This window comes from Mesorhizobium sp. WSM3862, from assembly GCF_002294985.1.
In the GTDB taxonomy this organism is placed as follows: domain Bacteria; phylum Pseudomonadota; class Alphaproteobacteria; order Rhizobiales; family Rhizobiaceae; genus Mesorhizobium.
Genome location: NZ_NSGE01000009.1, coordinates 128,540 through 143,175 on the forward strand (window position 1 = coordinate 128,540; position 14,636 = coordinate 143,175).

Consider the following 14,636-nt stretch of genomic DNA (forward strand, 5'->3'; position numbering starts at 1 on the left):
GTGCAGGGATTGATGCCGTGGCCCCTGATGGCGGCTCGCTGATTTTCTCATCCGGCGTCCGATCGCGGCGCCGAATTCCGTCTAGCGGTGGTTGCGTCCCCGCCCCTCCCCCGACCATATTGCGAAGGGGCGGCGGCCCCCGGGCGGCGCTTATCGACATCGTGAATTCTCGAAAGGCGCTCCATAGACAATGCCGCATGACACGCCCCTGATCGCCACCATCGTCGCTGGTTTGGGGCTTGCCTTCGTTTTCGGAGCATTGGCCAACCGATTCCGCATCCCGCCGCTGGTCGGCTATCTGGTGGCCGGCGTGCTGGTCGGGCCGAACACGCCGGGCTTCGTCGCCGACGCCAGCCTTGCCAACGAGCTCGCCGAGATCGGCGTCATCCTGCTGATGTTCGGCGTCGGCCTGCATTTCTCGCTGAGGGATCTTTTGTCGGTCCGCGCGATCGCCGTGCCCGGCGCCGTCGTGCAGATCGGCTTTGCCACGCTGCTCGGCGTCGGCCTTGCCTGGCTGCTTGGCTGGTCGCTCGGCGCCGGCCTTGTCTTCGGCCTCGCGCTCTCCGTCGCCTCGACCGTCGTCCTGCTGCGCGCCATGCAGGAGCGGCGGCTGATCGAGACCGAGCGCGGCCGCATCGCCGTCGGCTGGCTGATCGTCGAGGATTTGGCCATGGTGCTGGCGCTGGTGCTTTTGCCGGCGCTCGCCGGCGTGCTTGGCGGCCAGCCGCAAGCCGACGACCATCCGAGCCTGATTTCGCTGCCCGCCAGCCACGGCATATGGGGCGTGGTCGGCATAACGCTGGCCAAGGTCGTCGCCTTCGTTGTCGTCATGCTGGTCGTAGGCCGCAGGGTCATCCCCTGGATCCTGCACTATGTCGCCCATACCGGCTCACGCGAGCTGTTCCGGCTCTCGGTGCTTGCCATCGCGCTCGGCGTCGCCTTCGGCGCGGCGAAGCTGTTCGGCGTCTCGCTGGCGCTGGGCGCCTTCTTCGCCGGCATGGTCATGGGCGAGTCCGAGCTCAGCCACCGGGCGGCGGAAGAATCGCTGCCGCTGCGTGACGCCTTTTCCGTGCTGTTCTTCGTTTCCGTCGGCATGCTGTTCGATCCATTCAGCCTGGTCAGCAACGGCCTGCCCATCCTGGCCACTTTAGCCATCATCCTCATCGGCAAATCGCTCGCCGCTTTCGTCATCGTGATCGCCTTCCGCTATCCGGTCGCGACAGCGCTGATGATCTCGGCCAGCCTTGCCCAGATCGGCGAATTCTCCTTCATCCTGGCCGAGCTCGGCGTCGGGTTGAAGCTTCTGCCCGAACAGGGCCGCGACCTCATTCTGGCCGGCGCCATCCTGTCGATCCTGCTCAACCCGCTGATGTTCCTGATCGTCGACAGGATGAAGCCGTGGCTGGAAAAGCGCGCCGGCAAAACGGCAGAGCCCGAGGAATCAAGGCCGATCGGCCCGGCGACCGAGCCCGGCCAGGTGGCCTCGGCGGCGGCAGTGTCTGAAAGCGAGAATGGTCTGCCGCCGCGAACGGGACTCACCGACCATTCCATCCTGATCGGCTATGGACGTGTCGGCAGCCTCGTGGGTGCCGCGCTGAAACAAGCCGCCCTGCCCTTCCTGGTCGTCGAGGATGCCGACAAGACGCTGGCGAAGCTGAGGGCCGACGGCGTCGAAACGGTGGCCGGCAATGCCGCCCATGCGGACGTCTTCGCGGCCACCAATCCGGAAGGCGCCAAACGGCTGATCCTCGCCATCCCCAACGCCTTCGAGGCGGGACAGGTGGTGTTGCGGGCGCGCGCGGCCAATCCCGGCATCAGCGTCATTGCGCGCGCCCATTCCGATGCCGAGGTCGAGCATCTCAAGGCTCTCGGCGCCGACACCGTGATCATGGGCGAGCGCGAAATAGCACGCGGCATTGTCGAGGCGGTTACCGGCATGTCACCTGCTCGGCTGGACGACGCCGCTGTCGAGATCAGGCCGCAGCCTGCCTGACGCTCGTCTGCACAAACCAAGCGGATCAGGAAACGAATAACGGAAGCGGTGCCGCTGAGATGGAAGTCACACGTGCTGGCCGCCATTGATGTGGATTTCCGAGCCGGTCACGTAGGACGCCTGGCCCGAACACAGGAAAAAGATGATGTCGGCCACTTCCGACGTGGCGCCCAGCCTTCTCAGCGGGATCGTCTCGACGATCTTGTCGGTGCCGGGCGACAGGATCGCCGTGTCGATCTCGCCCGGCGCGATCGCGTTGACGCGGATGCCGTGCGGCCCGAAGTCATGCGCCATCTCGCGCGTCAGAGAACCCAGCGCCGCCTTCGACGTCGCATAGGCCGTGCCGGCAAATGGATGCACGCGCGTGCCGGCGATCGAGGTGACGTTGACGATCGAGCCCTTGGCGGCGGCGAGTTCCTTGAACAGCCCTCTCGCCAGCATGATCGGCGCGAAGAAATTGACCTGGAACACGTCGCGCCAGACATGCATCGGCGTCTCGATCGAGTTCATCCGGCCGCCGTCCTTGAGCTTGGGCGAGATGCCGGCATTGTTGACCAGCGCGTGCAACTGCCCGCCATGCGCCTCCAGCCGGTGGCGGATTTCCGAGACGGCAATGCCGACATCCTCCTGATCGGCAAGGTCGACCTTGATGTGGTCCTCGGGACCGGCCGGCCATGGGCAGTCCTCGGCAAAGGCCTGTCGCGAGCAGGTAATTACGCGCCAGCCCTCGCGTGAAAAGCGTTTCACCGTCGCATGGCCGATGCCGCGGCTGGCGCCGGTGAGCACGATGGTTTTTCTGCTGTCGATTTCGGCCATGGCTTGATCTCCGGCCGGACATGTAGCCGAAGGCGCCAGCCATTGCGAGAGGCGAGTTGCCGCTCAACCGCCGCTGAGGATGTCGAGGATCGACGTCTGGCGCCTTTTCTTCGGGCCGCCGACATCGCCGGGCGGCACCGGATGCCCGACCGAGGCGGTAGTCCCGCCGTCGCTCGGCATATCGAAGCCGTCGGCATCGACCGTCTGGGCTGGACGCGCCTGCCGTGCGACAGGGCTCGACTGGCCGACGGGGGCGGGCGGCGCCGGCTGCGAGTTGTCGGCCGAGGGTATCTCGTCCGGCACGACCGTATCGGGCGGCGTCGATTTCCACGTGCCGGGCAACGGCCTGACCGGCAAGCCTTCATGCGCGGCGACCATGAATTCGTGCCAGGCCTGCGCCGGCAAGGCGCCGCCGGTCACCTTCTTCATCGGGCTGCCGTCGTCATTGCCGAACCACACACCCGTCGTGAGGTTGGCGGTGTAGCCGACGAACCAAGCGTCGCGGGAATTCTGGCTGGTGCCGGTCTTGCCGGCCGAGGGCCAGTTGAAGGCCGCCTTCTTGGCGGTGCCGACTTCGACCGTGCCCGTCATCATCGAGTTCATCATGCCGACGATGTCGGCCTTGAGGACGCGCGGCGCGCTGCCGCCATTGTTCTCGTAGAGCACCTTGCCGCTAGCCGTGGTGACGCGCTGGATGAAGTGGATATCCGGCATGTAGCCGCCATTGGCGAAAGGCACATAGGCAGCGGTCAGTTCCAGCGGCGTCACTTCCGAGGTGCCGAGCGCGATCGAGGTGTTCGACTGCAGGTCGGACTGGATGCCCATGCGGTGCGCGGCCTCAACCACGGCGTCGGGGCCGACCTCCATGGTGAGTTGCGCCGCCACCGAGTTCAGCGACTTCGCCAATGCGGTGGCCAGCGTCACCTTGCCATAATATTTGCCGCCATAATTCTCCGGCGTCCATTTGCCTATTCTGATCGGGGCGTCGTTGCGCACGCTGTCCGGTGTGCGGCCTGCTTCCAGCGCCGCCATGTAGACGAAAGGCTTGAAGGCCGATCCCGGCTGGCGCCGCGCTTCCGAGGCGCGGTCGAACTGGCTGGTCGAATAGTCGTAACCGCCGACCATGGCGCGAACGGCGCCGGAATCATCGATCGACACCAACGCGCCCTGGGTGACGTTGAGCTTCTTGCCGCTCTCGTCGATCAGCCGGCGGATCGACTGCTCGGCGAGCTTCTGCAGCGTCAGATCCACGGTGGTGTCGATGACGATATCGCCGCGCACGTCGCCGATCAGGTCGGGAAGCTCCTCCATGACCGTGTCGGCGACGTAATTCTCCGAACCGGTCCAGTAGGAGGGCGAGCGCGTCGCCGGCGCGCTCAGCGCCATTTTGTATTCCTTGTCGCCGATCTTGCCTTCCTCGCGCATGGCGGCGAGCACGAGCTGTGCGCGTTCTTCCGCCGCCTTGGGATCGCGCGCCGGCGAAAGCCGCGACGGCGCCTTGAGCAAACCGGCCAGAAGCGCTGCCTCGGAAAGCGTGACATCGCGCGCGCTCTTGCCGAAGTACCGCCGCGAGGCGGCCTCCACGCCATAGGCGCCGGACCCAAAATAGACCCGGTTGAGATACATTTCGAGGATCTGGTCCTTGCTGTGCTTGTGCTCCAGCCACAGCGCCAGCAGCACTTCCTGCACCTTGCGCTCCAACGTGCGATCCGGCGTCAGGAACAGGTTCTTGGCCAGCTGCTGCGTCAGCGTCGAGCCGCCCTGCGAGAAATGACCGCCAAGGACGTTGGTGACCATGGCGCGCGCCAGCCCGATCGGGTCGATGCCGAAATGCGAATAGAACCGCCGATCCTCGATGGCGACGACGGCCTCGGGAATATATGGCGACATTTCATTGAGGCCGACGGCCTCGCCGCCGCTCATGCCGCGATTTGCGATGAGTTGCCCGTCGACCGAGACGATCTTGATGTTGGGCGCGCGGTCGGGGATCGACCATGTGGTCGCCGCCGGCATCTTGGCGCCGTAATAGACGACGACGCCGGCCACCGCGATGCCGCCCCAGATGCAGAAAACGAAGCACCAGTAGAGCAGGCGGCCGAAGATGGAAAACAGCCCGCGCTGGCTGCGATCGCGCCCCCGGCCGCGCGATTTCGCCTTGGCGGATTTGCGTTTCGCTGCGGATTCACGACTTGCCGGCACGACGCGATCCTCCTCGCTGACCGAAAAGCCGTCGGAGGATTTCGCCCGCGGCGAGCCCTCGAAGCTCGGTTCGATGCGACTGTCTCTGCGGTTCGCCATTGCGCTGTGCTTGCTGTCCCCGATGCCGATGGCGCTCGGGTTGCAGAGTAGATGCGGCGGTTTAAAGGCGCGTTAAGTGGGGAAAAATCGAAGTGATTGAAAATCAAATGTTTGGTAAGCGGCCACCTGACGGAGCGCGATCGGCGTGGGATTCCGGCCGCGCTCCAGCGTTTGCATAGGCGGGCGAGTCGGCTCGGACTAGTCGAGCACGGCACGGACCGAGAGCGCAGCTCTCGATGCCCGCATGACATCGCCGACATGGCAGTAGCAGACGATCTCGTGCAGCTGATAGTCGGTCAGCTCGAAGAAGCGTTTTGCTTCGCCGTAGGTGTCGTTCTTCAAACCCTCGTCGTGCAGAACGGGGTCTTCCAGGGCGACGGATATGGGCGAGCCGGCGCCCCGCATGACATTGCGTTCCCGCGGGGCACGATATTCAGTGCCGATCAGCGCGGTCAGGAGCCGGTTTGGCTCACGTTCGAGAAGCTCCGCCCAACGTGCGAGGCGCTGGGTTCGGCTCATGACGGGTTTGGCGGTGCGGACCTCGGCAACGGCGTGCAGCTGGTCCAGTGTTTGGTGCTTCATGGCAACCTCCTAGAGGCTAGGTTGGTCGGCCCCAAAACTCCCTATACGCGGCATGATATCGCCGAACCGCGCGGACGTCATCCGTTTGCCGCCCACGCCGGCAAGATTTGATGGAGCTGCGCGCGGCCCCCGTCATTCTTCATGCCGTCGCCAGAATATGGAGCCGAAATCACAGGCTTATCCTGGACGTCCAAGAACGCGGAACTCGGGCCCCGCCGCCTTTCGACCGACGATCGACGACAGGCCGTAGAAAGCCAGCGGCTGTTCCTGACAAGTCACCGCCACGACGCTGTTCGACTTGTCTATATCCAGGCCCTTCGGCCCACCCTCCTCGACGCTGGCCCTGCCGCGCAGAAAGCTTTCGTCGTCGAGCACGGCGACCGAACGCGACGGCGTGCGGCGCCCCTTCCAGTCTTCGTCGCTTGCATAGACATGAACCATCGGGCTGCCGGCGTCGGCAACAAGAATGTGGCTGCCGTCCTGCGTGAAGCGCAGGCCATGCGGGTAGTTGGCATTTTCCAGGACACCGGCGGGTCGGGTCTCACGGCCAAGCGGTGCCGACATGTCGTAGATCTTCACGTCGTTGGTGCCGTGGCTGCTGACGGCGACCCACCGCCCGTCATGGCTGAGCGCGATGCCGTCCGGGATGTCGAGACCCTGCTCCAGGAGAAGCTGATTCCACAGGGCGCGGTATCCCCATCGCCGGTGAATCACATGGCGGGTCACCCGATGCGTGTAGTTGTTACAGACCAGCAGGCTGAGCCGGCCATGCGACTCACGCCTGACGGCGACCGAGCCGGGCGTTCTCAATCTGCAAAATCGGCTGCCTTTGATCACGCGAAGCGGCGAGATTTCGTGCCCTTGTCCGGCCGGTTCGCCTTGCGGCAGGGCGAAGACCGCAACCAGCCCATCGCGATTGGCAACCACAAAAGTCCTGTTGTCGATGAAATCGAGGCCATGCACCTCGCCCATGCTGTCCGATCTGAGCTCCACGAAGCCACGGATAACGATCCTCGCTGCACCGGCCGTCGGCTCTATGTCGATGCGCAGCATCAGGCATCGCCTGCGACCATATCCGGCGACCGCAAGCAAGCGGTTGTCGGGCGAAAAGCGCAGGTCCTCGGTCCGTCCGATCGCGGCGAGCGCATCGTTCACGGCACCGGTGGCCTCGAAATCGATCCGGGGAATCATATCAAAAACCACCGCCGCTCCAGCGAGCGGACCCGGATGCAATAGGCGCTATCCGGAGCCGACCGGTCAAGTCCGCGAGATGCGGACGTGGTGAGATCAATTCTGTTGGATCGAAATGCCCTTGTCGTCGATCTTCAGCTCCACGCCCTTCGGCCTGGTCTGCTCGCGGTAGATGTAGATGCCAAGCGCGATGACCACGACGACCAACGCGCCGATGATGAGGTAGAGCATATTCTGTCTCATCTCGCCCCCTTCTTGCTGCCGAGTCTCGCGCCTGCTTCGAGGCCCTGCGGCGGTCGCTCACTGGTCGCTGTCATCATTGGCCGATGCAGGCCGCCAACTGGTCGGCTCGACTTTTTTCTGGGTGTTGCTGTCGGTGTAGACCCACCAGCCGCCGTCGCGGTATTGCCCGACGGATTCGTTGACCACGCCGTGCTCGTCGTTCCACAGGATCGTGACCTGCGAGCCGTCCTTCGGCGCGCTCGCTATCGGTTTGCGCTCTGCCATTCATTCCCTCCCATCTCACGCCGACAATGGACCGGCAGCAACGTCGCTCGATGCGCCGGGTTCCGTCAGCTATGCGCGAAGATATCCTCTTCCGCCCAGCCCATCAGGTCGAGCTTGGCGCGCGTCGGCAGGAAGCGGAAGCAGGCTTCGGCCTCCTTGGTGCGACCCTCGCGCGCAAGCCGCGCGGCCAGCACCTCGCGCAGCCGGTGCAGGTAAAGCACGTCGGAGGCGGCATATTCGAGCTGCTCGGGCGACAGTGTTTCCGCCGCCCAGTCCGACGATTGCTGCGCCTTGGAGAGGCCGATACCGAGCAGTTCGTTGCATATATCCTTCAGCCCGTGGCGGTCGGTGTAGGTACGGGTCAGCCGCGAGGCGATCTTGGTGCAGAAAACCGGTTCGGCCATGACGCCGAAAGCGTGATAAAGGACGGCAATGTCGAAACGGCCGTAGTGAAACAGCTTCACCACGGCGTCGTTCCTGAGAAGGCTGACGAGGTTGGGCGCCTCCTTCTGGCCCGGCGCGATCTGGATGACGTCGGCGCTGCCGTCGCCGGGCGAGATCTGAACCACGCAGAGCCTGTCACGATGCGGGTTCAAGCCCAGCGTTTCCGTGTCGATGGCGACCGCACCGACATTGTAGCGGGAAAGGTCCGGCAGATCGTTCTTGTGGAAACGGATGTCGGTCATTCTCTTCTCCGGATCGCGGCCAGCGGCGCACCCGTTTTTGGACGCGAAGGCGCCCCGCATTGCGCTATCACGCCCGTCCTTGCCGCGATCCGGAAAAAAATCAACAGAAAGTTGATTTTCGCGGTCGCCGCGGGTTCACCTCAGCGTGTCAGAGCATCGAGAATGCGCGCCCAGGAACGCTGCCCCTTGTGGAAGGAGGTGAGTTCGTACTTCTCGTTGGGCGAATGGATGCGGTCGTCATCGAGGCCGAAGCCGACCAGCAGCGATTCCATGCCGAGATAGGTCTGGAAATCGCCGACCACGGGGATGGAGCCGCCGCCGCCGGTGGTGACAGCCTGCTTTTCCCATTCGTCGGAGAGCGCATCCTTGGCCTTGGCCAGGAACGGCGAGTCGTAGGAAAGCTGGATCGCCGGCGAGCCGCCATGCGGATGGAATTCGACGGAGCAGTCGCCGGGAATCCGATCGCGCACGAAAGCCTGGAAGGCGGCGCGGATTTTTCTCGGATCCTGCTTGTGGACGAGCCGGAACGACACTTTCGCCGATGCTTCCGCCGCGATCACCGTCTTGAAGCCCTTGCCGGTATAGCCGCCGATGATGCCGTTGAACTCGGCCGTCGGCCGTGCCCAGGTGAGTTCGAGCACGGAGCGGCCCTTTTCGCCGGCGGGAATGGAAAGCCCGACCGGTCCGAGGAAGGTCTCGGCGGTCTCGCCGAGCCCCTCCCAGGATTTCAGCACCTGCGAGGGCGTCTCCTCGACGCCGTCATAGAAGCCCGGGATGGTGACACGGCCGTCTTGATCATGGATGTCGGCGAGGATTTTGGTAAGGATCCGGATCGGATTGGCGGCCGGGCCGCCATAGAGGCCTGAATGCAGGTCGCGGCTGGCTGCCTTGACGGTGACTTCCTCGCCGACCATGCCGCGTAGGGACACGCAGATCGACGGCGTCTCGCGGTTCCACATGCTGGTGTCGCAGACCAGCGCGAAATCCGCCTTCAGCTCGGCGGCGTTCGCCTCGAGGAAAGGCTTGAGCGACGGCGAGCCGGACTCTTCCTCGCCCTCGAACAGGATCGTGACGCGGCAGGGCAGATTGCCGTGCACCTGCCTCCAGGCGCGGCAGGCCTCGACGAAGGTCATCAGCTGACCCTTGTCGTCCGCCGAGCCGCGCCCGGCGATCACCTTGCGTCCGGGCTGGACCTCCTTGATCGACGGCGCGAATGGATCCGTTTCCCACAGCTCGATCGGATCGACCGGCTGCACGTCGTAATGGCCGTAGAACAGCACATGCGGCGCCCCGGCCGGTCCTTCGTGATGCGCCACCACCATCGGGTGGCCGGGCGTGTCGCGCACGCTGGCGTCGAAGCCGATCAGCTTGAGCTCGGCCGCCAGCCATTCGGCGCCCTTGCGGCAATCGGCGGCAAAGGCCGGGTCTGTGGAGATCGACTTGATACCGAGCAAGCCGAAAAGCCGCTCCAGGCTCTGATCGAGGTTCTGGTCGAGACGGTCAAGGACGGGGGAGAGTCTGGACATTTCTTCAGCCTTTCGATTCTGGCCCGACCCTAAAGGGGCGAGCAGAAAACGCAAAGCCGCGATCGTTGGACCACGCGTTCCGGCGTCGGCAACACGCGGGCTGGGAGACAAAAAAGAACCGCCGTGGTGGAGGGGGAACCACGGCGGTCTTTACTCGAAACGTTGCGGCAGCCCGGAGAGGGGGGATAGGCTGCCGCAGTTGCCCGGGATAGGCGGGGGACGGGCCTTACTCCGGACTTCGGCGAAAATTGCCGATGACAGCTATTTGGGTCTGTGAAAATGGCGATTCAAGGGCACGAAGATTACACTTTTGTAACATGCCCGTGAGCGGCTGAATTTGTCCGGGACCTGTCTGTCAGGGGTGTTGCCGGAACCGGCCGTTTCCGAAGCGTTTGGCATGGACCGCGAAGCTTGGCCGCGCTATCCCTGCCGGCATGAAAAAAGGCGATCATCTTTTTCTTGTCGACGGCTCCGGCTACATTTTCCGCGCCTACCACGCGCTGCCGCCGCTCAACCGCAAATCCGACGGCCTGCCCACCAGCGCCGTGCTCGGCTTCTGCAACATGGTATGGAAGCTGATGCAGGACGCCCGCAACACGAACGTGGGCATCGTGCCGACCCATTTTGCCGTCATCTTCGACTATTCGGCGAAGACCTTCCGCAGCGATCTTTATCCCGAATACAAGGCCAACCGCTCGGCGCCGCCGGAAGACCTGATCCCGCAATTCGGCCTGATCCGCCAGGCGACCGTGGCCTTCAACCTGCCCTGCATCGAGATGGAAGGCTTCGAGGCTGACGACATCATCGCGACCTATTGCCGGCTGGCCTGCGAGGTCGGCGCCGACACCACCATCATCTCCTCCGACAAGGACCTGATGCAATTGGTCGGCCCGACGGTCGGCATGTATGACCCGATGAAGGATCGCCAGATCGGCATTCCCGAGGTGATCGAGAAATGGGGCGTGCCGCCGGAAAAGATGATCGACCTGCAGGCGCTGACCGGCGACTCCGTCGACAACGTGCCCGGCGTGCCCGGCATCGGCCCGAAGACCGCGGCGCAACTTCTGGAGCAGTTCGGAGATCTTGACGGCCTGCTGGCGCGCGCCGGCGAGATCAAGCAGGAAAAGCGGCGCGAATCGATCATCGCCAATGCCGACAAGGCGCGCATCTCTCGCGAGCTGGTGACGTTGAAGAACGACGTGCCGCTCAAGGAGGGGCTGGACGACCTTGTGCTGCATGCCCCGGACGGGCCGAAGCTGATCGGCTTCCTGAAGACGATGGAGTTCACCACGCTGACACGCCGCGTCGCGGAAGCGACTGCAACCGAGATCGGCGACGTCCAGGCTTCCAGTGTCATCATCGAGCGCGCCGACACCGCACATGGTCCCGATGTCGGCGCCGGCACGCCGACTGCCTCAAGACCGGCGGCGACGCCGAACGGCGCCGCGAAGCCTGCAGCACCGGTCAGGCCCCAGGATGCCCCACCGCAGGGCGATACGCCTTCCCTGCTCTCCGCGCTGCGGCTGGAGCAGGCGACGGCGCGCAAGATCGATCCCGCGGCCTATGTCGCCATACGCGATACGGCCGCGCTGAAGGCCTGGATCGCCGAAGCGAGGGAAACCGGCATCCTTGCCTTCGATGCCGAGACCTCTTCGTCCGATCCGATGCAGGCCGACTTGATCGGCCTGTCCATGGCGATCGCGCCGGGCCGCGCCGCCTACGTGCCGCTCGCCCACACGAGCGGCAATGGCGACCTGCTTGGCGGCGGCATGCTGGCGGACCAGGTCCCGGTCCGCGACGCGCTGGCTCTGCTCAAGCCCCTGCTCGAGGACCGGTCGGTCCTCAAGATCGTCCAGGACATGAAATACGACATCGTCGTGATGAGCCGGCATGGTATCGAGGTCGGCCCGTTCGACGACACAATGCTGATCTCCTACGTGCTCGACGCCGGCACATCCGGCGGGCATGACCTCGCCTCGCTGTCGGAGAAGTGGCTCGGCCATGCGCCAGGCACGAAGAAGGAGCTTGCCGGCTCGGGCAAGGGCGCGGTCGGCTTCGACCAGGTCGACATCGTGCGGGCGACCGCCTATGCCGGCGAGCAGGCCGATCTGGCGCTGCGGCTGTGGCAATTGCTGAAGCCGCGGCTCGCCGCCAAGGGTCTCGTCTCCGTCTATGAAAGGCTGGAGCGGCCGCTTGTGCCCGTGCTTGCCCGCATGGAGCAGCGCGGCATTTCGGTCGATCGCCAGATTCTCTCCAGACTGTCCGGTGAGCTGGCGCAAGGCGCCGCCCGCGCCGAGGAAGAGATCTATGGGATCGTCGGCGAGCGCATCAACATCGGCTCGCCGAAGCAGCTCGGCGACATATTGTTCGGCAAGATGGGGCTGCCGGGCGGCTCCAAGACCAAGACCGGCCAGTGGTCGACCTCGGCGCAGCTGCTGGAAGACCTCGCCGCCGAAGGCCACGAGCTGCCGCGCAAGATCGTCGACTGGCGCCAGCTCACCAAGCTGAAATCGACCTATACCGACGCCTTGCCCGGCTTCATCAATGCCGACACCAACCGCGTCCACACTTCCTATGCGCTGGCCGCGACGACGACCGGTCGTCTGTCATCCTCCGATCCCAACCTGCAGAACATCCCGGTGCGCACCGCCGAAGGCCGCAAGATCAGGACCGCCTTCATCGCCGAAAAGGGCCACAAGCTGGTCTCGGCCGACTACAGCCAGATTGAATTGCGCGTGCTGGCCCATGTCGCCGAAATCCCGCAGCTCAAGCAGGCTTTTGCGGACGGCGCCGATATCCACGCCATCACCGCGTCCGAAATGTTCAACGTGCCGGTCGCAGGCATGCCTTCGGAAGTGCGGCGGCGTGCCAAGGCGATCAATTTCGGCATCATCTACGGCATCTCGGCCTTCGGTCTGGCGAACCAGCTGTCGATCCCGCGCGAGGAGGCGAGCGCCTACATCAAGCGCTATTTCGAGCGCTTCCCGGGCATCCGCGACTATATCGAGGAAACCAAGGCCTATGCGCGCGAATACGGCTTCGTCGAAACGATCTTCGGCCGCCGCATCCACTATCCGGACATAAGGTCCTCCAACCCGTCGGTTCGCGCCTTCAACGAGCGCGCTTCGATCAATGCGAGGCTCCAGGGCACTGCGGCCGACATCATCCGCCGCGCCATGGTGCACATGGAACAGGCGCTGGAGAAGGCGAAGCTGTCGGCCCGCATGCTCTTGCAGGTGCATGACGAGCTGATCTTCGAGACGGTGGAAGCGGAAGTCGAAGCGACAATTCCCGTGGTGCGCCGCGTGATGGAGAACGCGCCGATGCCGGCGGTCTCGATGTCGGTGCCGCTGCATGTCGATGCGCGGGCCGCCGACAACTGGGACGAGGCGCACTGATACCTTCGTCATCCTCGGGCTTGACCCGAGGATGACGACTCGAGGGGCTAAGCCGCCTCAGCTCTACACTTCGCGCAAACCCCGCGAAACTCGATCACCGCCTTCTTGGCGGCGAAGCCGGTCGAGCGCACCCATTCGTCCAGCCGGTGGTCGACATCATGGTCGGACATTTCGGTTACCTGGCCGCAGCTGTCGCAGATGGCGAATGCGGTCATCGAATGACTGTGGTCGTGCGGCTCGGCGCAGGCGACGAAGGAGTTCAAGCTTTCGAGCCGGTGCACGAAGCCCGACTTCACCAGCGTGTCCAGCGCGCGGTAGACCTGCAGCGGCGCCCGGAACCCGCGCTCGCGCAGTTGGTCGAGCAGCATATAAGCGCTCAGCGGCCCGCTGGCGGCTTCGAGCTTCTCAAGCACGCACAGCTGGTTCTTGGTCAGCGCATCCCTTGCCGTCATCTTGTCTCCGGTCGTCGCGTCGTTTCGCGTGCCGACTGCGCACGCGAACGGCCTTTGGTCCATGAGATAGCGACGAACGCGCATCTTTGCCACTGTTTCCGCAGCTGGCGGCCCGGCGCGGGCCACTACTTGCGTGGCGGCCCCTTGCGCTCGGCGGAGGCCGCCCAAAGATTGATGTCGGCCTCGCGCGCATAGGTGTCGATCTCGGCAAGCTCGGCGTCGCTGAAGTCGAGCGCCTTGAGAGCGCCGACGCAATCCTCGACCTGTTCCGGCCGGCTGGCGCCGATCAGCGCCGTCGTCACGCGTCCTTTGCGCAGCACCCAGGCCAGCGCCATCTGCGCCAGCGTCTGGCCGCGCCGGCTAGCGATGGCGTTCAATGCCTTGATGTTGGTGACCGACTTATCGTTGATGAAGGCCGGACGCAGCGACTTGCCCTGGGATGCGCGGCTGCCTTCCGGAATGCCGCCGAGATATTTATCGGTCAACATGCCCTGCGCCAGCGGCGAGAACACGATCGAGCCGATGCCGAGCCCTTCCAGCGTATCGAGCAGCCCGTCTTCCTCGACCCAGCGGTTGAGCATGGAATAGCTCGGCTGGTGGATCAGGCAGGGCGTGCCGAGCCGCCGCAGGATGTCGGCCGCCTCGCGGGTGCGCTGCGAATTGTAGGAGGAGATGCCGGCATAGAGCGCCTTGCCCGAGCGCACCGCATGGTCGAGCGCGCTCATCGTTTCTTCCAGCGGCGTCTCGGGATCGAAACGGTGGGAATAGAAGATATCGACATAATCGAGCCCCATCCGCTTGAGGCTCTGGTCGAGGCTCGCGAGCACGTATTTGCGGCTGCCCCATTCGCCGTAGGGGCCGGCCCACATCTCGTAGCCGGCCTTGGTCGAGATGATCAGCTCGTCACGATAGGCGGCGAAATCGGTGCGCAGGATCTCGCCAAAGGCGGTCTCGGCCGAGCCGGGCGGCGGGCCGTAATTGTTGGCGAGATCGAAATGCGTGATGCCGAGGTCGAAGGCCTTGCGCACGATCGCCTGCTTGGTCCTGTGCGGCGTGTCATTGCCGAAATTGTGCCACAGCCCGAGCGAGATGGCCGGCAGCTTGAGGCCGGACCGTCCGCAGCGGTTGTAGATCATCTTCTCATAGCGATTCTCGGCGGCGACATAGGGCATAGGGAATCCTTGGGA

Annotated in this window: 12 protein-coding genes; 2 read left to right on the forward strand and 10 right to left on the reverse strand. The window is 64.5% G+C overall.

Annotated features, from left to right (window positions below; genetic code table 11):
- Nucleotides 1-190: 190 nt before the first annotated feature.
- Nucleotides 191-1,993: a YbaL family putative K(+) efflux transporter gene (gene ybaL / locus CK224_RS24620; protein ID WP_245426182.1), complete on the forward strand. Its 1,803-nt coding sequence runs from the start codon at nt 191-193 to the stop codon at nt 1,991-1,993.
- Between the two features lie 66 nt (nt 1,994-2,059).
- On the opposite strand, the gene CK224_RS24625 is transcribed toward ybaL, so the two are convergent.
- The 8 genes from CK224_RS24625 to CK224_RS24660 form a co-directional block, all read right to left on the reverse strand.
- On the reverse strand, nt 2,060-2,809 hold the full coding sequence (locus CK224_RS24625; protein WP_067004093.1) for an SDR family oxidoreductase: 750 nt from the start codon (nt 2,807-2,809) through the stop codon (nt 2,060-2,062).
- A 63-nt stretch (nt 2,810-2,872) separates the two neighbouring features.
- Nucleotides 2,873-5,107 (reverse strand): transglycosylase domain-containing protein, encoded by a 2,235-nt coding sequence (locus tag CK224_RS24630; protein ID WP_095783541.1) that lies wholly within the window; start codon nt 5,105-5,107, stop codon nt 2,873-2,875.
- A 198-nt stretch (nt 5,108-5,305) separates the two neighbouring features.
- The gene (locus tag CK224_RS24635; protein WP_067004095.1) at nt 5,306-5,689 is read right to left on the reverse strand and encodes a hypothetical protein; all 384 of its coding nucleotides are present in this window, start codon (nt 5,687-5,689) and stop codon (nt 5,306-5,308) included.
- Between the two features lie 177 nt (nt 5,690-5,866).
- A complete protein-coding gene (locus CK224_RS24640) occupies nt 5,867-6,922 on the reverse strand; it encodes a beta-propeller fold lactonase family protein (protein WP_245426185.1) in 1,056 nt (351 codons plus the stop codon).
- Nucleotides 6,923-6,976: 54 nt separating this feature from the next.
- On the reverse strand, nt 6,977-7,123 hold the full coding sequence (locus CK224_RS24645; RefSeq protein ID WP_082980768.1) for a hypothetical protein: 147 nt from the start codon (nt 7,121-7,123) through the stop codon (nt 6,977-6,979).
- Between the two features lie 57 nt (nt 7,124-7,180).
- Entirely contained in the window at nt 7,181-7,387 is a 207-nt protein-coding gene (locus tag CK224_RS24650) for a hypothetical protein (RefSeq protein ID WP_095778715.1), read from the reverse strand.
- A 65-nt stretch (nt 7,388-7,452) separates the two neighbouring features.
- Nucleotides 7,453-8,073 carry a ribonuclease D gene (locus CK224_RS24655; protein ID WP_095783543.1) on the reverse strand — a complete coding sequence of 207 codons (621 nt, stop codon included), beginning with the start codon at nt 8,071-8,073 and terminating at the stop codon, nt 7,453-7,455.
- 140 nt (nt 8,074-8,213) lie between these two features.
- The gene (locus CK224_RS24660) at nt 8,214-9,599 is read right to left on the reverse strand and encodes a M20/M25/M40 family metallo-hydrolase (protein WP_067004101.1); all 1,386 of its coding nucleotides are present in this window, start codon (nt 9,597-9,599) and stop codon (nt 8,214-8,216) included.
- 434 nt (nt 9,600-10,033) lie between these two features.
- Here CK224_RS24660 and polA point away from each other — a divergent pair, with 434 nt between their 5' ends.
- Nucleotides 10,034-12,997 carry a DNA polymerase I gene (polA, locus tag CK224_RS24665; RefSeq protein WP_176478013.1) on the forward strand — a complete coding sequence of 988 codons (2,964 nt, stop codon included), beginning with the start codon at nt 10,034-10,036 and terminating at the stop codon, nt 12,995-12,997.
- 47 nt (nt 12,998-13,044) lie between these two features.
- Here the strand turns inward: polA and CK224_RS24670 are convergent, their stop codons facing one another.
- Both CK224_RS24670 and mgrA read right to left on the reverse strand, forming a co-directional pair.
- A complete protein-coding gene (locus tag CK224_RS24670; RefSeq protein ID WP_059184736.1) occupies nt 13,045-13,449 on the reverse strand; it encodes a Fur family transcriptional regulator in 405 nt (134 codons plus the stop codon).
- Nucleotides 13,450-13,574: 125 nt separating this feature from the next.
- Nucleotides 13,575-14,621 carry an L-glyceraldehyde 3-phosphate reductase gene (gene mgrA, locus CK224_RS24675; RefSeq protein WP_095783545.1) on the reverse strand — a complete coding sequence of 349 codons (1,047 nt, stop codon included), beginning with the start codon at nt 14,619-14,621 and terminating at the stop codon, nt 13,575-13,577.
- Between the last annotated feature and the right edge of the window lie 15 nt (nt 14,622-14,636).